Source organism: Rhizobium sp. 768_B6_N1_8, assembly GCF_051811225.1.
In the GTDB taxonomy this organism is placed as follows: Bacteria; Pseudomonadota; Alphaproteobacteria; order Rhizobiales; family Rhizobiaceae; genus Rhizobium.
Genome location: NZ_JBPWPV010000001.1, coordinates 3,959,697 through 3,980,000, shown reverse-complemented (window position 1 = coordinate 3,980,000; position 20,304 = coordinate 3,959,697). Strand labels below are relative to the sequence as shown.

The following is a 20,304-nucleotide window of genomic DNA, read 5'->3' as shown; positions in this document are numbered from 1 at the left end:
GATGAAGGACGTGATACGCTGCGATAAGCCGTGGGGAGCTGCGAATAAGCTTTGATCCATGGATCTCCGAATGGGGAAACCCACCTTAAATGCTTGGGAAATCTGTTCTGTTGGCTTTTGGTTTGGTCGAAGCGGATGCTTCGCAAGGCCAGAGGCCGTCGCCGGTTATCCGGCGCGCTGTCCGCAGGCCTTCGGCCGTGAGGACAAACAGGAGAGGTTTCCAAGCATTGTTATAAGGTATCTTACTTTCGAATACATAGGGGTAAGAAGCGAACGCAGGGAACTGAAACATCTAAGTACCTGCAGGAAAGGACATCAACCGAGACTCCGCAAGTAGTGGCGAGCGAACGCGGACCAGGCCAGTGGCATTAGTGATTAAAGCGGAACGCTCTGGAAAGTGCGGCCGTAGCGGGTGACAGCCCCGTACGCGTAGATATCATTAATGTCCTAGAGTAGGGCGGGACACGTGAAATCCTGTCTGAACATGGGGAGACCACTCTCCAAGCCTAAGTACTCGTGCATGACCGATAGCGAACAAGTACCGTGAGGGAAAGGTGAAAAGCACCCCGACAAGGGGAGTGAAATAGTACCTGAAACCGGATGCCTACAAACAGTCGGAGGGGGCAACCCTGACGGCGTACCTTTTGTATAATGGGTCAACGACTTAGTGTAACAAGCAAGCTTAAGCCGGTAGGTGTAGGCGCAGCGAAAGCGAGTCTGAATAGGGCGATATAGTTTGTTGCATTAGACCCGAAACCGAGTGATCTAGCCATGAGCAGGTTGAAGGTTGGGTAACACCAACTGGAGGACCGAACCCGCATCTGTTGCAATAGATTGGGATGACTTGTGGCTAGGGGTGAAAGGCCAATCAAACTCGGAAATAGCTGGTTCTCCGCGAAATCTATTTAGGTAGAGCGTCTGGCGAATACTCCCGGGGGTAGAGCACTGGATGGGCTATGGGGACTCACCGTCTTACTGATCCTAACCAAACTCCGAATACCGGGAAGTACTACCAGGCAGACACACGGCGGGTGCTAACGTCCGTCGTGAAAAGGGCAACAACCCTAACCTCCAGCTAAGGTCCCCAAGTCATGGCTAAGTGGGAAAGGATGTGAGGATCCCAAAACAACCAGGATGTTGGCTTAGAAGCAGCCATCATTTAAAGAAAGCGTAACAGCTCACTGGTCTAAATAAGGGTCTTTGCGCCGAAAATGTAACGGGGCTAAAGCCATGCACCGAAGCTGAGGATTCCTCTTTGAGGAGTGGTAGCGGAGCGTTCCGTAAGCTGATGAAGGGAGACCTGTGAGGGCTCCTGGAGGTATCGGAAGTGCGAATGTTGACATGAGTAACGATAAAGAGGGTGAGAGACCCTCTCGCCGAAAGACCAAGGGTTCCTGCTTAAAGTTAATCTGAGCAGGGTTAGCCGGCCCCTAAGACGAGGCGGACACGCGTAGTCGATGGGAACCACGTTAATATTCGTGGGCCTGGTGGTAGTGACGGATCGCACAAGTTGTTCATTCTTATTGGATTGGATGGGCAGCGGAGCGGTTCCAGGAAATAGCTCCACCGTATAGACCGTACCCGAAACCGACACAGGTGGTCAGGTAGAGTATACCAAGGCGCTTGAGAGAACTATGTTGAAGGAACTCGGCAAATTGCACGCGTAACTTCGGAAGAAGCGTGACCCCATAGTAGGCAACTATTGTGGGGTGGCACAGACCAGGGGGTAGCGACTGTTTATCAAAAACACAGGGCTCTGCGAAGTCGCAAGACGACGTATAGGGTCTGACGCCTGCCCGGTGCTGGAAGGTTAAGAGGAGAGGTGCAAGCTTTGAATCGAAGCCCCAGTAAACGGCGGCCGTAACTATAACGGTCCTAAGGTAGCGAAATTCCTTGTCGGGTAAGTTCCGACCTGCACGAATGGCGTAACGACTTCCCCGCTGTCTCCAACATAGACTCAGTGAAATTGAATTCCCCGTGAAGATGCGGGGTTCCTGCGGTCAGACGGAAAGACCCCGTGCACCTTTACTATAGCTTTACACTGGCATTCGTGTCGGCATGTGTAGGATAGGTGGTAGGCTTTGAAGCAGGGACGCCAGTTTCTGTGGAGCCATCCTTGAAATACCACCCTTATCGTCATGGATGTCTAACCGCGGCCCGTTATCCGGGTCCGGGACAGTGTATGGTGGGTAGTTTGACTGGGGCGGTCGCCTCCGAAAGAGTAACGGAGGCGCGCGATGGTGGGCTCAGACCGGTCGGAAATCGGTCGTCGAGTGCAATGGCATAAGCCCGCCTGACTGCGAGACTGACAAGTCGAGCAGAGACGAAAGTCGGTCATAGTGATCCGGTGGTCCCGCGTGGAAGGGCCATCGCTCAACGGATAAAAGGTACGCCGGGGATAACAGGCTGATGACCCCCAAGAGTCCATATCGACGGGGTTGTTTGGCACCTCGATGTCGGCTCATCGCATCCTGGGGCTGGAGCAGGTCCCAAGGGTTTGGCTGTTCGCCAATTAAAGCGGTACGTGAGCTGGGTTCAGAACGTCGTGAGACAGTTCGGTCCCTATCTGCCGTGGGTGTAGGAATATTGACAGGATCTGTCCCTAGTACGAGAGGACCGGGATGGACATATCTCTGGTGGACCTGTTGTCCTGCCAAGGGCATAGCAGGGTAGCTATATATGGACGGGATAACCGCTGAAGGCATCTAAGCGGGAAACCCACCTGGAAACGAGTATTCCCTATCAGAGCCGTGGAAGACGACCACGTTGATAGGCCGGGTGTGGAAGTGCGGCAACGCATGAAGCTTACCGGTACTAATAGCTCGATTGGCTTGATCGTTCTCATTGACTATGCTCATCGAACAAAGTTCGATAAGCCTGACCTTTTGTCCTCACGCGCCATAGGCGCTGCGGACGGCGCGCCGGACAACCGGCGACGCGCTTTGCGCTTGCGGCCTTCTGGCCGAAGGTGCCTCGCGAAAGGTAAGACGTGTTCAAATAAAAGGATGTGAAAACATCCACCAGCTTCTCAACACAAGTTGCGCTTCGCTGACCTGGTGGTCATGGCGGGGTGGCTGCACCCGTTCCCTTTCCGAACACGGCCGTGAAACGCCCCAGCGCCTATGGTACTTCGTCTTAAGACGCGGGAGAGTCGGTCGCTGCCAGGTCTGCAAAACGCAACTCGTGTAAATCTTCTCTTTACGAAACTTACGGCCCAAAGCCGATCAAAGGGCCGCTCGCAAAGCGGCCTTTTGTGTTTGGGGCCACAGGAACACGAGACAAATTGCAAAGCGATTTACGCAGACGATATTTTGCCAGAGGCAAAAATCGGTCGGTATTTTGCCAATAGGCAAAAACCTGGACGGACGACGCTAGCGTCGCCTGGATAACGCGGGGTGGAGCAGCCCGGTAGCTCGTCAGGCTCATAACCTGAAGGCCGCAGGTTCAAATCCTGCCCCCGCAACCAAACTCTTTCCGAAGATCAAAACGAAAAAGCCCTCCATATCGGAGGGCTTTCGTATGTCTGCACCAGCGCTCGCATCGTCGGGCTCCGTGCAATTCCTTCTCCCCGAAATACCGAAGTCCGCTATCGCAGGCGCTAAGACTCATCTTCGATGGCCATCCCAGCGCCTCGCTCCCAAAGTACCGCCATAACCGCAAGGGTCTACGCAGCGAATGCAGCAATGCCGCAACACAAAACCACAAGCCCGCCGCAAAGCGGGTTGTTTTATTGTTGCGAGAAGCGGCGACGCCCATCGTCTCCAGCCACCGCAGCCCGCCACAACGCCGGAATTTATCTGATCCTCGGAAAAACCACAGCTAGCCGGAATAAATCGGCAGCGCCGTTGTCAACGTTTCGGTTCGTCGTAAACATAGTGGGCTAATCCTTATCCGGATATTCACGCCTACTCTCGAAAATTCGAATGTGCTAAAGTAATCTTGCGTGGTGCTTCAAGTTTCCGCGCACGGATTTCTTTTGGTCTTTCCAGGTCTGCTGTCTCGTTCAGCCGGAGTATTTGTTTTCATGCCGTAAATCGATGAACTTTCCAGGAGGGGAACAATGCGAAAATATGCATCTTCTCGATCGGCAATACGGCGCAGGGGGCGTTGGTTTCCGTTTGGTCTATCGGTATCGAGCGTCTTCTGTGCTGCCAGTCTTCTTACCGGGATTGCCTTTGCCCAGACGCCCACCGAAGAGCAACGCAACGAGGTTCGGGCGGCATGCCGTTCCGATTTCATCGCACAATGCTCCGGCGTGCAGCCGGGCGGCGTCGAGGCGCTGACCTGCCTGCAGCAACATGATTCCACCCTTTCCGCCGCCTGCCGTAAGGCGGTGTCAGCGATTACCGCCAAGCCGAAATCGACATCTGCAGAACCATCTCAAACGGCGCCTGTTACGACAGGGGCGGCGACGCCGGCACCGGCAGCCGGTGCTCAGACGGCGGCTCAACCGACCGAGGCGCAGCGCGATGCCGTCAAGTCAGCGTGCCGTTCCGATTTCATGGCGCAATGCTCCGGAGTGACACCGGGAGGTGCCGCGGCACTCTCCTGCCTGCAGCAGCATAGCGCCCGCCTGTCGGCACCTTGCCAGCAGGCCGTTGCGGCCATCGGTGCAGCAGGCGCGCCCGCAGCCGGTGCAGGTGCTGCAACAGCTGCCACGCCGCCGGCCACCCGGCCAGCTGCCATGCCTGTCTTCTCTCCGCGCGAGGAAATGATGATCGTGCGCGAGACCTGCGGGCCTGACTTCCGGGCTTTTTGCCGAATGGTGCCGATCGGCGGGGGGCGGGTCATCTCGTGCCTCCGGGACAATCTACAGCGCGTATCGCCAGCCTGCCACAGGGTGCTGACCTCGGGGCTGTAGCGGCCTTCCAATTCGTATCCGGGTTCGCTGGGAATGTCTGAGCGTCAGGCATTCTCCTGATGGTTCCGCACAGCCATTCCGCGATCGTCACAGCACGATCCGAAATCTCCGCATTCGATGAATTCAATGACGACACAAATGAAAGGCAGTTGCCATGTCATCGACTTCTCATCTATCGCGATTGAAACGAGTATTGAGTTATTCCGCTGTTGTCGCCGGCCTCGTTCTACCAAACCATGCATGGGCGGATGATGCAAAAGATCTTCTGAAGGCCATGTCCGATTTTCTGGTGGCGCAGAAGACAATATCCTTCAACTACCAGTCCTCACTCGAGGCGGTGACGCCGGACTTCGAGAAGCTGCAATTCGTCAGTTCGGGTACGGCCAATATCACCCGGCCTGACAAACTGCGCGTTACGAGAACCGGCGGCTTTGCCGATATCGATGTCAGCTTCGACGGTTCAACGCTGACCGTACATGGCAAAAACCTCGACGCTTACGCGAAGATCGACGGTAAAGGCTCGCTCGATGAGCTGATCGACAGGCTCGCCGATGCTGGCGTCGAGGCGCCGGGCGCCGATCTTTTGTCGGCGCATGTCTACGATATCCTGATGACTGACGTGACCGAGGCGAAGCACATTTCCAGCGCCTTCGTGGATGGCGTGGAATGCGAATATCTGGCCTTCCGTACGCCGGAACTCGACTGGCAGATTTGGATACAGACGGGACCGCAGCCGATACCGCGGCGCTATGTGATCACCAGCAAGCACGTCGTCCAGGGACCGCAATACACGCTCGAGATCAGCGACTTCAAAAGCGGAGCGGACGTTGCTGCCACGTCCTACAACATCAAGATCCCGGCCAATGCCAAGACCGTGGATCTGAGCGAACTCCAATCGATCGATGAGCTTCCCGCGCCTGCCGTTAAAGGAGAGATGCAATGACCCGCAGCAAGCTCTTTTTCGCCTTCTGCCTTGCCGGCGTGATGACTTTCACGGATTTTCGTATAGAGGGGCAAGGTCCGCTGCCAGTGTCGATCGGCTTTGCCACACCGGCGGGTGCCGTCATCGGTCGGCCTCTAACGCCGCTCTCCTATGCTGGCGTTGCCCGCCGGACGACGCGTCGGGTTGTCCGGCGAACGGCGACGACCATTGCCGTCCTGCCTCCCGGCTGTCTCTACGGCCCTTATTATGGCGGCTATTATTACCGCTGCGGCGGTTTGTACTACGCCAAGAGCGGTGGCGTTTACGTGCAAGTGATCGTGCAATAGGCTCCCATCCGAGGCCGGAGCATTTCCGGACACAAACCGCTGCACACTATTGCTGGAATTGCTCTATTGCACCTTCATTTCCGCATCTGCGACCGCCGGAGCTTTGCTGCGGCGCCTTCTGAATTCTTCGAGGCGCTGCAGCACGACATAAAAGGACGGAACGAACAGCACGGCAAGGCAGGTCGATGCGATCATGCCGCTGAAGACCGATATGCCGATCGACTTGCGGGCGGATGCGCCGGCCCCCGTTGCCAGGACGAGCGGCAGCACGCCGAGAATGAAGGCGAAGGATGTCATGAGGATCGGGCGGAAGCGCAGGCGGGCCGCCTCGACCGCGGCATCCAGTATCTCCATGCCTTCCTCACGCTTTTCACGCGCATATTCGACGATCAGGATAGCGTTCTTCGATGCCAGCGCGATCAAAAGGATCAAGCCGATCTGGGTGTAGAGGTTGTTGGCGACACCCGCCGCCATCAGCGCGCCGACGGTGCCGAGCAGGGCAAGCGGGACGGCCAGCAGCACGGCAAGCGGCAGGATCCAGCTTTCATATTGGCCCGCAAGCACGAAGTAGACGAGCAGCATGCCGAGCGCGAAGATATAGTAGATCTGTCCGCCGACCGCCTTTTCCTGGTAGGAGAGCGCCGTCCACTCGTAGCCGGTTCCTGTCGGCAAGGTCTGGTCGGCGATCTGCTCCATGACGTCGAGCGCCTGGCCGGAGCTGAAGCCGGCGGCAGGTCCGCCAACGATGGTTGCTGACGGGTAGAGGTTGTAGAGGCTGATCAGTGAGGGGCCTTGCATCGGCTTGATATCGACGACGGTTCCGAGCGGCACCATCGTGCCATCGCCGGCCTTGACCTCCAGATTGCGGATATCGTCAGGACTGACGCGGAATTCCGGAGATGCCTGGGCATAGACCTGGAACGTGCGGCCAAACTTGTTGAACTGTGTCACATAGCTCGATCCGACGTAGCCCGACAGCGCGGAGAAAACCTGTCCGACAGTGACGCCCAACGTCTCGGCCTTGATACGGTCGACCACGACCTCAAGCTGTGGCACATTCGAGCGGAACGACGTGCTCAGCCTTTGCAGTGATGACTGGGCTTCGCCATTTTTCACAATCGTATCGGTAAGGGACTGCAACAGTGCATAGTCGGAAACACCATTCTTGAGCTCTACTTGCATCGTGAAGCCGCTGGCATTGCCGACACCCTGGATCGGGGGCGGCACGATGACCAGGGTTTTCGCAACCAGTACGTTTTGCAGCGCGCCGTTCAGATGCTGGTAGATGGACAGGAGATCCTGACCCTTTTCCTTGAGCCTTTCGTCCCAGTCCTTCAGCACGACATAGGCAACGCCGGCATTCTGCAGGCTGGCATTGTTGTCGAGAACGGATATGCCACTGATCGTCAATACCTGATCGACGCCTGGTGTCGCCTGGGCGATCTTGCCGACCTCCGCCATGACAGCGTCGGTGCGCTCCTTGGAGGCGCCATCCGGCAGCTGCGCGCCGATCAGCACGTAGCCCTGGTCCTCAATCGGCAGGAATGCAGTCGGCACGCGTGTCAGCCCCCAGACGGCGATGCCCATCAGCGCCAGCGCAAGGATGACCATCGCGGCGGCGTGGCGCGTCATCGAGCCGATCAGCCGGACGTATCCGTGTTCGCCCCAGCCGTAGATCCGGTTGAAGCCGCGATAGACGAAGTTCCGCTTCTCGGGAGGCACCGGTGTGCGCAGCCAGAGGGCGCATTGCGTCGGTTTCAGCGTCACGGCGTTGATGGCGCTGATCAGCGCCGTGGCGGCGATCACGAGAGCAAACTGGCGATAAAGCTGGCCCGTCAGCCCCGGCAGGAAGGCGGCTGGAATGAAGACGGCCATCAGCACCAGAGTGATACCGATGACGGGGCCGAGCAGTTCTTCCATCGCCTTTTCGGCTGCCTGCCTGCCGGACATGCCCGCCTCGATATGTCTCGCGACACCTTCGACAATGACGATGGCGTCATCGACGACGATGCCGATGGCGAGGACGATTGCGAACAGAGTGGAGAGGTTGACGGTAAAGCCCATGGCCGCCATCGCGGCAAAGGCGCCGATGATGGTGACGGGAACAGTCGTCGCCGGCACGAGCATGGCTCGCCAGTCCTGCAGAAACAGCAGAATGACGATGAGAACGAGAACGCCTGCCTCGATCAGCGTGACATAGACTTCGTTGATCGACGCTTTGACGAATTTCGTCGTGTCGAAGGGGAGATGATATTCGAGGCCCGGGGGGAAGGCCTTCGCCAGTTCCGCCATCTTCACATCGACTGCCTGGGCCACAGCAATGGCGTTTGCTTCCGGCAATTGGGAGATACCGATGCCCGCAGCCGGTCGGCCATTCTGCATGAAGGTCTGGCTATAGGTCTGCGCACCCAATTCTACCCAGCCGATATCGCGGATGCGCGTTACCCGTCCGCCGTCCGAGCCATCGACCTTGACGATGATGTTTTCGTAGTCAACGGCATCGTTCAGCCGGCCATTGATGTTCAGCGTGTATTGGAATGTCTGTCCTTGGGGAACCGGCGGAATGCCGATCTGGCCGGCGGTGACCTCCTGGCTCTGCTGCTGCACGACATTGACGATATCCTGCGGCGTGAGCCCGCGGGCCTGCAGAAGGTTCGGATCCATCCAGATGCGCATGGCATATTGGCCGGCGCCGAAGACCGTGACGTTGCCGACGCCGGGCAGGCGGGCAAGTTCGTTCTGGAGGTTAATGACCGCATAATTGGAGAGGAACAGGCTGTCATAGCGGCTATCAGGTGAAGTCAGGCTGACGAAGCCGAGGATCGCTGTCGATTTCTTCTGGGTGCTGACGCCCTGAACCTGAACCGACTGCGGAAGCGACGACATGGCGATCGCAACGCGGTTCTGCACAAGCACCTGCGCCTGGTCAGGATCGGTGCCGATCGCGAAGGTTACGGTCAGCGAATAGGTGCCGTCGCTGGCGCTTGTGGACTGCATGTAGAGCATGTCCTGCACGCCGTTGACCTGCTGCTCGATCGGCAGGGCGACCGTATCGACGAGCGTCTTGGCGCTGGCGCCCGGAAAGCGGGTCGTCACCTGCACTGTCGGCGGAACGACATTCGGATATTGCGCGACCGGGAGTTGGAAGAGAGCCACCGCGCCGATGAGAACAAAGACCAATGCCAGAACATTGGCGAGCACCGGCCGTTCGATGAAGAAGCGCGAGATCATGCTGTTGTCCTTGGACTTTCAGATGAAGCGGGTGGCGGATTTTACTGCGTCGTCGTTGTGGCCTTTGCATCGGCGCCGGCTTCTGCCGGCTACGGTTTCATGTCGATTTTCTCGGGCGCAGCCTTGCTGCCTGGAATCGCCTGCTGGATGCCCTGGATGACGACCCAGTCGGCGGGTTCGAGGCCGGATTCGATGACGCGGAGGGCGCCTTCGCGCTGGCCAGTCTTGACCTGTTTCTGTTCGACGGTGTCATCCTTGCCGAGAACGAGCAGATAGCTGCCGAGTTGGTTGGTTGCGATCGCGTCGTCGCGCACGAGCAGCGCCTTCTCATTCTGGCCGATCGGTACGCGAACGCGCACGAAGAGGCCGGGCAGCATGGCCTTGTCCTTGTTGTCGAACAGAGCCCGGACCTGAAGCGTGCCGGTCGATGCATCGAGTTGCGGCGAGACGTAGTCCAGATGTCCCTTGTGCGGATAGCCTTCCTCGGATTGTAGGCCGAGTTCGGTAGGGATGCTCGGCAGGTCCGTCTGCTTGAACGTGCGTCCCTGCTTTCTCAGCATATCCTTGATCAGCAGCACCTGGGTTTCGCTGACGTTGAAATAGGCATAGATCGGGTCCGTCTGGACGATGCTCGCAAGTTTGGTCGGGCCTGACACGCCGACCAGCGTGCCGATATCGACGAGGTGGTTGGTCGCCGTGCCGTCGAAGGGGGCAAGCACTTCGGTATAGCCGAGATTGATCGTCGCGAGTTCGAGATTGGCCTGGGCGTTGAGGATGGACGCGTTCGCTTCATCGAGCGTCGCCTTGGCGCTGTCAACGGCTGTCTGCGTGGTGACCTGTTGCTTCATAAGATTGACCTGACGGTCATATTCCTGCTTGGCGCCGACCTGGGACGCCTGTTGCGAGGCGAGCGATGCCTTTGCCTGGTCGAGCTGCGCCTGATAGGTATCGCGCTCGATGCCGAAGAGCTTGGTGCCCTTCGTCACCGTCGTGCCATCCTGATAATCGATCGATTGAAGATAGCCTTGGACGCGTGCTTCGATATCGACCGAGTTCAGCGGTGCGGTATTGCCGGTCAGCTCGAAATAGAGGGTGATTGGCTCTTGGACCGGCTGGGCGACGCGAACGGCTGGCGGCGGAGGCGGGACGTAGGTATTGCTGCTTCCATCGCATGCAGTGAGCGCTGCCGTGCCGATGAGCGTTACGAAAATCTGCAGACCCCGATGCAATCCCTCACGCATTGCTGCTGCCCCGACGATCTATATGCCCCGGTCTTGCTGCGCGCCTTTGCGGTGACCCCCATAAGCCGCCGGGTGGTTTCAGGCGTGTGGTACTATGTCGCGGGATTGTCCGAAATTGCAATAGTTCCCGGCACGCAATTTAGCTGTGCCTAAATGATTGGTGACCGCGTAATCCCGGTAACAGTTCAGTTCGCAGATTTGTGCTCACTGCTGAGTAATGAGCAGTACGTAAGCCACAAACAGCACCAGATGAACCGCGCCTTGCATGAGATTGGTGCGGCCGCTTGAAAAGGTAATGATGCTGACGGTGAGCGTCAGCACGAACATTACGAGATCCGGGCCCTGAAGCCCCAACGTGACGGGATGCCCGTAGAAGTGGCTGATTGCCAGCATGGCCGGCACGGTCAGGCCGATCGTCGACAGGACTGAGCCGAGGAAGATGTTGATGGAACGCTGCAGATGGTTGGCGACGGAGGCGCGCACGGCGCTGATCGCCTCGGGTGTCGCGACAAGCACCGCCATGACCACACCTCCAAAGGCTGTCGGTGCGTGCAGGGTTTCGATGACGTAGTCAATCGGCCTGGCAAGCTGTTCAACCAGGAAGACGACCGGTCCCATGTAGGCAAGCAGCAGAACGGCATGATGCCATACCGTCCGATGGTGCCGCATGTTGACGATGTGCTGTTCATGGTGGTTGCCGTCTTCGGCGAAGTAGCGCTGATGGCGGCCGGCCTGCAGCAGCAGGAATATGCTGTAGAGACCAATCGAGACGATGCCGAGAAACATCTGCCTCGGGGCCGAGGGGTGCGGACCATCCGGGCCGGCGAGAAAAGTCGGCATGACGAGGCTGAGGGTCGCGAGCGGCACGATGACGCCGAGATAGGCATTGGCGCCATGCAGATTGTGCTGCTGATCTTCCCGCCGCCAGGCGCCGAAGAGCAGCGACAGGCCAACCATGCCGTTCAGGATGATCATGACGACGGCAAACAGCGTGTCGCGTGCGAGCGTTGGATTGTTTTCCCCATGCAGCATGACAGCCGAGATCGCCATCACTTCGATTGAGGTAATCGCAAGGGTCAGGATGAGGGTCCCGTAGGGCTCTCGAAGCTGCTCTGCCAGATGATCGGCGTGGCGAACGACCGATAGGGCTGACCCGAGCACAACGCCAAAAAGCCACAGGAAAATGAGGGTGAACCAGAAGGGTTGAGATAGTTTCGCGAAGATTGCTTCAGAGAAAGCAAGGAAGGCGAGGCTGGTCGCGACGCTCACGCCAAAGAACCATTCCTCGCGGACGATGCCCGCCATACTGGTGGTGCGCAATGCGGAACTGTCAGTCATCGGGACCACTACCGGCCACGGAGTATCCTCGCACTACAACTAAGCGCGCTGCCATTTTCCTCTCCGCTCTCTCCGCCGCGTGGGCAAACCGACCGGTGCGGCTTGGCGGCGGCTGCGAGCGATTGTCTCACGCAGAGGGGCATTCCGCCTATCTAAAAATCATCGCCTCCGGCTTGGGACGATTCAATGATATTTCCGCTTCTCTCGCCCAAGAATTTCCGGGGCATTGAGGCCGGCAATCGGCCTCGAGAGATCGGCAGGGATATCCCCGGCGAGCTGGAGATCCAGATAGCGGGCGCAGCAGACGCGGAGGAACGAGGTGAAGTTGCCAAGGTCATGGCCGGCGTCGATCGACTCGTGGTGTAGCCTGGTGATCAGCTGGACCACGTTCATGCCGTCGCGGGTGGCAATTTCCTCCAGCTTTGACCAGAAGAAATTCTCCAGCCTCACGCTGGTGACCATGCCGTCGATGCGCAACGACCGGGTTGTGCTTTCCCAGAGCCGCGCATCGGCCTTGATGAACAGTTCACACATCACGTTCCTCCCGCGGGTCCACTCAGGCGGCATTGGTCTCCAGGGTCGTTGCCGCATCAAGCACCGTCATGAACTGGCGCAGCCACGAGGGGTGGGCCGGCCATGCCGGTGCTGTAACGAGATTGCCGTCGGAGACGGCATCGGTAATGGCGATATCGGCATAGGTACCACCGGCAAGCTCGACTTCCGGGCGGCAGGCGGGATAGGCTGAGCAGGTGCGGCCCTTCAGCACGCCGGCAGCGGCCAAAAGCTGCGCGCCGTGGCAGATCGCGGCGACCGGCTTGCTGGCATCGAAGAAATGCCTCACAGCCTTGATGACATCGGGGTTGAGGCGCAGATATTCCGGCGCACGGCCGCCCGGAATGACGAGCGCATCGTAATCCTCGGCGCGAATGCTTTCGAATGTGGCGTTCAGTGCGAAGTTGTGACCACGCTTTTCCGAATAGGTCTGGTCGCCTTCGAAATCGTGGATGGCGGTGGCAACTGTCTGGCCGGCAGTCTTGCCGGGGCAGACGGCATGGACCGTATAGCCGCAGGCAAGCAGCGTCTGGAACGGCACCATGGTTTCATAATCTTCGGTGAAATCACCTGTAATCATCAGTATTTTGGACGCTGGCATTTCTTCCTCCCGTAAAAACCAACAGATGGACTTTAACAAAGGATCGCGGGCCGCGGGTACTAAGGGAATACTACACGGAATTCCCGATCAGGTGGTCGCGTGGGTTCTCACATCGGGGACGGCGCAGGCCTCACCGCCACCGAACATGCGCGAACGAGTGAGGAAGCGTTTCTCGCGGCCGTTATCGAGCGAAAACATGCCGCCGCGTCCTGGCACGACGTCGATGATGAGCTGGGTATGCTTCCAGGCCTCGAACTGGCTGGCGCTGATATAGAGGGGCACACCGCCGATTTCACCGAGTTTCACGTCCTGGTCGCCGACAATGAAATCGTCCGTGGGGTAGCACATGGGCGAGGAGCCATCGCAGCAGCCGCCGGACTGATGGAAGAGGATCTCTGGATAATCCCGCTGGATTTCCTTGATGAGGTCGAGCGCTGCATCGGTTGCTAGCACGCGCGGTTCGCCATTGACCATTTGTTCCATGATTGCCTCCTCCAAGACAATACCTCCTCCCCGTGAAGGGAGGAGGCGCGATAATAGCACGATCGGTTGCTTCTCAGAAGAAGCCGAGCTTCTTCGGGCTGTAGCTGACCAGCATGTTCTTGGTCTGCTGGTAGTGATCGAGCATCATCTTGTGCGTTTCGCGACCGATACCGGACTGCTTGTAGCCACCGAAGGCCGCATGGGCCGGATAGGCGTGATAGCAGTTGGTCCACACGCGACCGGCCTGGATTTCCCGGCCGAAGCGATAGGCGCGGTTGCCGTCGCGGGTCCAGACACCGGCGCCGAGGCCGTAGAGCGTGTCATTGGCGATCTCGAGCGCTTCCTTCTCATCCTTGAAGGTGGTGACCGAGACAACAGGGCCGAAGATTTCTTCCTGGAACACACGCATCTTGTTGTGGCCCTTGAAGATGGTCGGCTTGATGTAATAGCCCTCAGACAACTCGCCGCCGAGGTCGTTGCGCGAGCCGCCGGTAAGGACCTGCGCGCCTTCCTGCTTACCAATATCGAGGTAAGCGAGGATCTTTTCCATCTGCTCTGTGGAGGCCTGGGCGCCGATCATCGTTGCAGGGTCGAGCGGGTTGCCCTGCGTGATGGCTTCGACGCGTTTGACGGCCCTTTCCATGAAGCGGTCATAGATCGATTCCTGGATAAGGGCGCGGCTCGGGCAGGTGCAAACTTCGCCTTGGTTCAGCGCAAACATGGCGAAGCCTTCGAGAGCCTTGTCGAGGAAGTCGTCATCCTCGGCTGCCACATCGGCGAAGAAGATGTTGGGCGACTTGCCGCCGAGTTCCAGCGTGACCGGAATGAGGTTCTGGCTGGCATATTGCATGATGAGGCGGCCCGTCGTCGTCTCGCCGGTGAAGGCGATCTTGGCGATGCGCGGGCTGGAAGCGAGCGGTTTGCCGGCTTCGAGACCAAAACCGTTGACGATGTTGAGCACGCCGGGCGGCAGGAGATCGCCGACGAGTTCTGCCCAGAGCAAGAGCGAGGCGGGCGTCTGTTCTGCCGGCTTGATGACGACGCAATTGCCGGCGGCGAGAGCCGGGGCCAGCTTCCAGGTCGCCATCAGGATCGGGAAGTTCCAGGGAATGATCTGGCCGACGACGCCGAGCGGCTCATGGAAGTGATAGGCGACGGTGTCATGGTCGATTTCGCCGATCGTGCCTTCCTGGGCGCGGATGCAGGAAGCAAAATAGCGGAAGTGGTCGATGGCGAGCGGGATGTCGGCCGCCATGGTTTCACGGATCGGCTTGCCGTTGTCCCAGGTTTCGGCCTGGGCCAGAAGCTCCAGCTTGTCTTCCATGCGCTGGGCGATCTTCATAAGGATGTTGGAGCGCTCGGTGGTGGAAGTGCGGCCCCATTTTTCCTTCGCGGCATGGGCGGCATCGAGCGCCGCGTTGATGTCCTTTTCATCCGAGCGCGGGATTTCGCAGAGCTTGCCGCCGGTGACGGGCGTAACGTTGTCGAAATATTTGCCGCCGATCGGCTCACGCCATTCGCCACCGATATAGTTGCCGTATTTCAGCTTGTACGGCGACTCGACGATTTTCTGATGAAGCATGTCATCCTCCCTTGATGAACGGGTTCCGGATCGAACCAGTGAGAGGAAATCTGTGTCGCTTTTGGCTGATGGAACAGGGTCGCTCCGCAATACCGCAGCGCACAGTGTCGCAGAGTTGCGACAGGTTCCGATGGTACCACGAATTCGTGATTGAACCTTTGGCCTGATGTCAGTGCAAGTCGAGTTTCTTCATCTTCCGGTGCAGTGTAGCACGGCTGATGCCAAGGGCTGCGGCGGCCTGGGAGACATTGCCATGCGTGCGCGACAGCGCGCGCAGGAGCGCCGCCTTTTCGGCTTCGGCCATCTCTTCTTCCTGCGAGACGCGGCCTTCATGCAGCGCATCGGAGGCCGGAATGCCGGCGGCGATGTGCCTGTCGTCCAGCTTGAGCGCAAGGCGAGCGGCACGCGTAGCGCCGAGAACGAGGTCATGTCGGTCGACGGCGAGCAGCGCATTGGCGGAATTGACGCCGGCCGGCACCATGACGAAGCGGGCACCTGCAAAGGCGGAACGGAAGAGGTTGAGCTCGATGCGCATCGCCGCATCACGCACGGCTTGCGAGAGGATGCTCAGCGTCATCTCATTGACGTCGTCGCGGCAGGTAGAAATGTCCAGCGCAGCGGCCAGCAGGCCGCGGTGATCGCGGATCGGCGCAGTGGTGCAGCTCAGCTTGATGTTGGAGCAATAGAAATGCTGGTCGCGGAAAACGGCGACGGCGCGGTCGTCGGCGAGTGCCGTGCCGATGCCGTTGGTGCCGATGCTGGCTTCGGTCCAGACGGAACCGGTCCAGAGGCCGAGATCGTGGAATTCCTTATCATTGCCGGCGGCTCCGCGGCGCTCAAGCGCAATGCCATTGCGATCCGTCAGCAGCAGGCAGCAGCCCGCCTTGCCGACGGTTGCAAAGAGGCGGTCGAGTTCCTCCCGGGCATCGGCGATCAATTGTTCGGATTGCTCCCGCGCCAGGCCGAATTCCTGTTCGGTGAGGCGCAGCGGCACGCGCTTATCCTCTGGCGCCAGCTGGTACATTGTCATGCAGCGCCGCCAGGAAGCCACGATTGGAGAGCTGGCCGCAGCCGAATTTTGCTGGGCCCACGTATAGACATGCTCCGCATGCGCGGATTGTTCGTGCATAGATGCTCCTCCCAGAACTTGCGCATATTCTGATGTAAATATGGCAGCTTTGCAATCAGGCCGGCATGGCGCCCGATGACGGGTGTCGCATTTCTGAGACAGTTGCGCTGTCCGTCCGAGCATCGTGATCGCGATAATCCGACCAGCCGGCTGCTTGCCGAGGCTGATTTTGAGGAATAGCGTCGTATTTCTTTGGATACAACCGCCGGCGGGTGCTGGCTGCTGATATCGCGGACTTCACATTTCAGTGTTTGCGCTGGTGACAGTGAAACAGATCGCAGCGCGGCTTCGTAGTTTCCTCAGTAGGCAACACCGAAAGAAAAATCGCTATGCCGGGAATAAGTCCCGCCCGGCGTTGTCTACCAGACAAGAGAACCTGTCGCAGCTGCTGACTAGGAGAAGCAAAGCGATGATGAACAGACGATTGCTGCTGACCACTGCCGGACTTGGCGCCTTTGCCCTGCGCTTCGGTTTTGGCAGCCACGCCATGGCGGAGGAGAGCTTCGCCGTTACCCATACCGACGAAGAGTGGCGCAAGCTTCTGACGCCGGATCAATATTCGGTGCTGCGGCAGGAGGGAACGGAATATCCCTTCACCAGCCCGTTGCTGCACGAAGAACGCAAGGGCAATTTCGCCTGTGCGGGCTGCGATCAGGAGGCATTTTCCTCGACCACGAAATTCGACAGCGGTACTGGCTGGCCGAGTTTCTGGGCGCCGCTTGACGACAAGGTCGTCGGCACGACGCACGATACCTCCTTCGGCATGGTGCGCGATGCCGTCCATTGCGGCCGTTGCGGTGGGCATCTGGGTCACGTCTTCAACGACGGACCGAAGCCGACCGGATTGCGCTACTGCATGAACGGCGTGGCCATGACATTCCACCCGGCTTCTGCCTGATAGACGGATTATTGCGATGCTTCTCTTCGTCCTTGCCTATCTCGGTGGGGTGCTGACGATTGTCAGCCCCTGCATCCTGCCGGTGCTGCCCTTCGTTTTCGCCCGTGCCGGCCAGCCTTTCCTGCGCAGCACGCTGCCGATGCTCGTCGGCATGGCCGCGACATTTGCCGGGGTCGCGACACTGGCGGCCGTCGGCGGCGGATGGGCCGTGCAGGCCAATGAATATGGCCGCTATGCCGCCATCGTGCTGCTTGCGATCTTCGGCGTCATCCTGCTCTTTCCGGCGCTGTCCGACTATCTGACGCGGCCGCTCGTTTCGCTCGGTGCGCGCCTGTCACAGTCCGCCGATAAAAGCACGCGTGGCGGTGGTTCGGCCATTGCCGCCTCGTTGCTGCTCGGCGTTGCGACCGGCCTGCTCTGGGCGCCTTGCGCCGGGCCGGTTCTCGGCCTCATCCTCACGGGTGCGGCGCTTCAGGGCGCGAATGTCGGCACGACGCTGCTGCTGCTTGCCTATGCGCTGGGTGCCGCAACCTCGCTTGCACTTGCGCTTCTCATCGGCGGCAAGGTCTATCAGACGATGAAGCGATCTCTTGGTGTCGGCGAATGGCTGCGGCGCGGAGTCGGCGTGGCGGTTCTCGTCGCTGTCGTGGCGATTGCGCTTGGCCTCGATACGGGCTTCCTGACGCAGGCGTCGCTTGCCAGCACCAATCTTCTGGAACAAGGGCTGGTCGATCGTTTCCATCCGCAGCAGCGGACGGCCGACAATGCGGGCGGCTCCATGAAATCCGTGGTGATGCCGGCTGGCGGCGGTGGCTCGATGGCAATGACGGGCAACGATCAGATGATGATATCTGGCAACCCAGCCGCAACGAGCGGCAACTCGATGATAATGGCGATGAAGCCGAAGGGTGCCGCCGAGCAGCTGCCGGTCGAAGGCCAGATGTCGCCGCTTGATGGGGCCGTGCAATGGCTGAATTCAGGGCCGCTGACGGCCGAGCAGTTGAAGGGCAAGGTCGTGCTCGTCGACTTCTGGACCTATTCCTGCATCAACTGCCTGCGCGCCATTCCCTATGTCGAAGCCTGGGCTGAAAAGTACAAGGATCAAGGCCTCGTTGTCATCGGCGTGCATTCGCCGGAATTCGCCTTCGAGAAGAATGTCGACAATGTGAAGAAGGCGATTTCCGATCTCGGCATCACCTATCCGGTCGCAGTCGATAACAATTATGCGATCTGGCGGGCCTTCGACAATGAATACTGGCCGGCGCATTATTTCATCGATGCGAAGGGGCAGATACGCCACCATCATTTCGGCGAGGGCGATTACGACCAGTCCGAACGGGTAATCCAGCAACTGTTGGCCGAAGCCGGCAAGACCGGCATTTCCAGCGATATCGTCGATGTGAAGGCCACGGGTGCCGAAGCTGCTTCCGATACGGCCAATGTGCAGTCGCCGGAAACCTATGTCGGTTATTCCCGCTCGCAGAACTTCGTCGACGACAAGGGCACGGTCAACGATGCTGCTCATGATTATGTCGCTGCGACGCCCAAGCTCAATGAGTGGGGCCTCACCGGCAACTGGACAGTCGGCCCTGAACAGGCAACGCTGAACGGCGCCGATGGCAGCATCTACTACCGCTTCCATGCCCGCGACCTGCATCTGGTTCTCGGACCTGGTGCGGATGGCAAGCCGGTGCGCTTTCAGGTGACGGTCGACGGCAAGGCGCCTGGCGACGGGCATGGCGTGGATACGGATGCCGATGGCAAGGGCACGGTGACAGTGCAGCGGCTCTACCAGCTGGTGCGGGAAGCCGGGTCAGTCAGCGACCACACGTTCGAGATCCATTTCCTCGATCCCGGCGTGCAGGCTTTCGCCTTCACCTTCGGCTGAACCAGCCCTCGACGCCTCTCGCTGCGGCTCGGCCCGTGGCGAAACAGGCAGTCAGCAGATAGCCGCCCGTCGGCGCCTCCCAATCCAGCATTTCTCCGGCTGCAAAAGTGCCAGGGAGATGTTTCAGCATGTAGCTCTCGTCGATTTCGCTGAAGGCGATGCCGCCGGCAGAGGATATGACCTCTGCGATCGGGCGTGGGCGCAGCAATGGAACAGGTAGGGCCTTGATGGCGGCGGCGAGTTTTTGAGGATCGTTGCGATCGGTCTCCGGCATGAGCTCGCGCAGAAGTGCTGCCTTTACGCCGTCGAGGCCGGCGGCCTTGCGCAGGCGGTTGGAGAAACTTGTCTTGGTATCCTGCCGGGCGAGATCACGAGACAGGCGTTCGAGCGTGCGGCCGGGAGCAAGGTCGATCGAGAGGGTTGCCTTGCCATGCTGCAGCAGGTCGTCACGCAAAGCGGCCGAGTGGGCATAGACGAGGCTGCCTTCGATGCCGTGTTTACTAATGACGAATTCGCCTGGAAATGTCCCGGCGCCTGATGTTGCCGTCACCGATTTCAGCGGCTCTCCGGCGAAGCGATCACGGAAGAGTTCACTCCAGGCGACATCGAAACCGCAATTGGCGGGGCGAAACGGCGCGATCGCTATGCCGCGTTCGGAGAGTAGCGGCACCCAACCGGCATCCGAGCCGAGACGCGGATAGCTGGCACCGCCGAGTGCGAGCAGTGTGGCGTCGCAGGATATGGTCTTGCAGCCGTCGGGCGTTTCGAAAACATGGCCGCCTTCTGCAAAGTCGATCCATCGGTGGCGGGTGAAGAAGCTGACGCCGCGGGCTTCCAGACGGGCGAGCCAGGCGCGCAGCAACGGCGAGGCCTTCATGACATTGGGAAAGACCCGGCCGGAGGAACCGACGAAGGTTTCGGTGCCGAGGTCTGCCGCCCAGGCGCGGATATCGGCCGGGGTGAAGGCGTCGAGGGCGGCGCGTAGATGGGGATTGGCACCGCCAAAGCGGGTAGCGAAGCGCTCGTAGTCTTCGGAATGGGTGATGTTGAGGCCGGACTTGCCGGCGAGCAAGAACTTGCGGGCAAAGGTCGGCATCGCATCATAGATGGAAACGGCATGGCCGCTTGCCGACAATACTTCGGCTGCCGAAAGGCCGGCCGGGCCGCCGCCGATGACTGCGATCGTCTTCTGGTTCATAGCGCCTTCTTGGCGCGGGCGGTCGGCGAGCGC

General features: G+C 59.3%; 14 protein-coding genes, 1 tRNA gene and 2 rRNA genes (1 of these 17 cut by a window edge). 8 read left to right on the top strand and 9 right to left on the bottom strand.

All coding sequences use genetic code 11. The annotated features are described in order from the left end of the window. The 6 genes from AB8B33_RS20305 to AB8B33_RS20280 form a co-directional block, all read left to right on the top strand. Positions 1 to 2,839 (top strand): 23S ribosomal RNA (locus tag AB8B33_RS20305); it begins 48 nt to the left of the window's first position. Positions 2,840 to 3,052: 213 nt separating this feature from the next. Continuing rightward, a 5S ribosomal RNA gene (rrf, locus tag AB8B33_RS20300) occupies positions 3,053 to 3,167 on the top strand. A gap of 222 nt (positions 3,168 to 3,389) precedes the next feature. Further along, positions 3,390 to 3,466 (top strand) — tRNA-Met (locus AB8B33_RS20295). A gap of 594 nt (positions 3,467 to 4,060) precedes the next feature. After that, the gene (locus AB8B33_RS20290; RefSeq protein WP_439016691.1) at positions 4,061 to 4,861 is read left to right on the top strand and encodes a hypothetical protein; all 801 of its coding nucleotides are present in this window, start codon (positions 4,061 to 4,063) and stop codon (positions 4,859 to 4,861) included. Positions 4,862 to 5,015: 154 nt separating this feature from the next. Continuing rightward, complete coding sequence (locus tag AB8B33_RS20285) at positions 5,016 to 5,804, top strand: DUF2092 domain-containing protein (protein WP_439016690.1); 789 nt, start codon at positions 5,016 to 5,018, stop codon at positions 5,802 to 5,804. Beyond that, entirely contained in the window at positions 5,801 to 6,130 is a 330-nt protein-coding gene (locus AB8B33_RS20280; RefSeq protein ID WP_113325427.1) for a hypothetical protein, read from the top strand. Before AB8B33_RS20285 ends, AB8B33_RS20280 begins: the two co-directional genes overlap by 4 nt. A gap of 63 nt (positions 6,131 to 6,193) precedes the next feature. On the opposite strand, the gene AB8B33_RS20275 is transcribed toward AB8B33_RS20280, so the two are convergent. The 8 genes from AB8B33_RS20275 to AB8B33_RS20240 form a co-directional block, all read right to left on the bottom strand. Beyond that, complete coding sequence (locus AB8B33_RS20275; protein WP_439016689.1) at positions 6,194 to 9,361, bottom strand: efflux RND transporter permease subunit; 3,168 nt, start codon at positions 9,359 to 9,361, stop codon at positions 6,194 to 6,196. Positions 9,362 to 9,450: 89 nt separating this feature from the next. After that, positions 9,451 to 10,602, bottom strand: a complete 1,152-nt coding sequence (locus AB8B33_RS20270) for an efflux RND transporter periplasmic adaptor subunit (RefSeq protein WP_439016688.1) — start codon at positions 10,600 to 10,602, stop codon at positions 9,451 to 9,453. A gap of 204 nt (positions 10,603 to 10,806) precedes the next feature. Next, positions 10,807 to 11,940, bottom strand: coding sequence for a calcium:proton antiporter (locus AB8B33_RS20265; RefSeq protein WP_439016687.1), 1,134 nt, complete (start codon positions 11,938 to 11,940; stop codon positions 10,807 to 10,809). Positions 11,941 to 12,123: 183 nt separating this feature from the next. Then, a complete protein-coding gene (locus AB8B33_RS20260; protein WP_007820318.1) occupies positions 12,124 to 12,474 on the bottom strand; it encodes a ribbon-helix-helix domain-containing protein in 351 nt (116 codons plus the stop codon). 22 nt (positions 12,475 to 12,496) lie between these two features. After that, the gene (locus tag AB8B33_RS20255; RefSeq protein WP_439016686.1) at positions 12,497 to 13,093 is read right to left on the bottom strand and encodes a DJ-1/PfpI family protein; all 597 of its coding nucleotides are present in this window, start codon (positions 13,091 to 13,093) and stop codon (positions 12,497 to 12,499) included. 87 nt (positions 13,094 to 13,180) lie between these two features. Continuing rightward, on the bottom strand, positions 13,181 to 13,576 hold the full coding sequence (locus AB8B33_RS20250) for a DUF779 domain-containing protein (protein ID WP_439016685.1): 396 nt from the start codon (positions 13,574 to 13,576) through the stop codon (positions 13,181 to 13,183). 73 nt (positions 13,577 to 13,649) lie between these two features. Beyond that, a complete protein-coding gene (adh, locus tag AB8B33_RS20245) occupies positions 13,650 to 15,158 on the bottom strand; it encodes an aldehyde dehydrogenase (protein ID WP_439016684.1) in 1,509 nt (502 codons plus the stop codon). Positions 15,159 to 15,327: 169 nt separating this feature from the next. Next, on the bottom strand, positions 15,328 to 16,287 hold the full coding sequence (locus AB8B33_RS20240) for a helix-turn-helix domain-containing protein (RefSeq protein WP_439016683.1): 960 nt from the start codon (positions 16,285 to 16,287) through the stop codon (positions 15,328 to 15,330). A 409-nt stretch (positions 16,288 to 16,696) separates the two neighbouring features. Between AB8B33_RS20240 and msrB the strand changes: the two genes are divergently transcribed. Together msrB and AB8B33_RS20230 are read left to right on the top strand one after the other, a co-directional pair. After that, on the top strand, positions 16,697 to 17,185 hold the full coding sequence (msrB, locus tag AB8B33_RS20235) for a peptide-methionine (R)-S-oxide reductase MsrB (RefSeq protein WP_113325418.1): 489 nt from the start codon (positions 16,697 to 16,699) through the stop codon (positions 17,183 to 17,185). A 16-nt stretch (positions 17,186 to 17,201) separates the two neighbouring features. Further along, positions 17,202 to 19,073, top strand: a complete 1,872-nt coding sequence (locus AB8B33_RS20230; RefSeq protein WP_439016682.1) for a cytochrome c biogenesis protein DipZ — start codon at positions 17,202 to 17,204, stop codon at positions 19,071 to 19,073. On the opposite strand, the gene AB8B33_RS20225 is transcribed toward AB8B33_RS20230, so the two are convergent. Then, positions 19,060 to 20,271, bottom strand: a complete 1,212-nt coding sequence (locus tag AB8B33_RS20225) for a TIGR03862 family flavoprotein (RefSeq protein WP_439016681.1) — start codon at positions 20,269 to 20,271, stop codon at positions 19,060 to 19,062. The two genes, AB8B33_RS20230 and AB8B33_RS20225, sit on opposite strands and share 14 nt — an antisense overlap. Positions 20,272 to 20,304 lie beyond the last annotated feature (33 nt).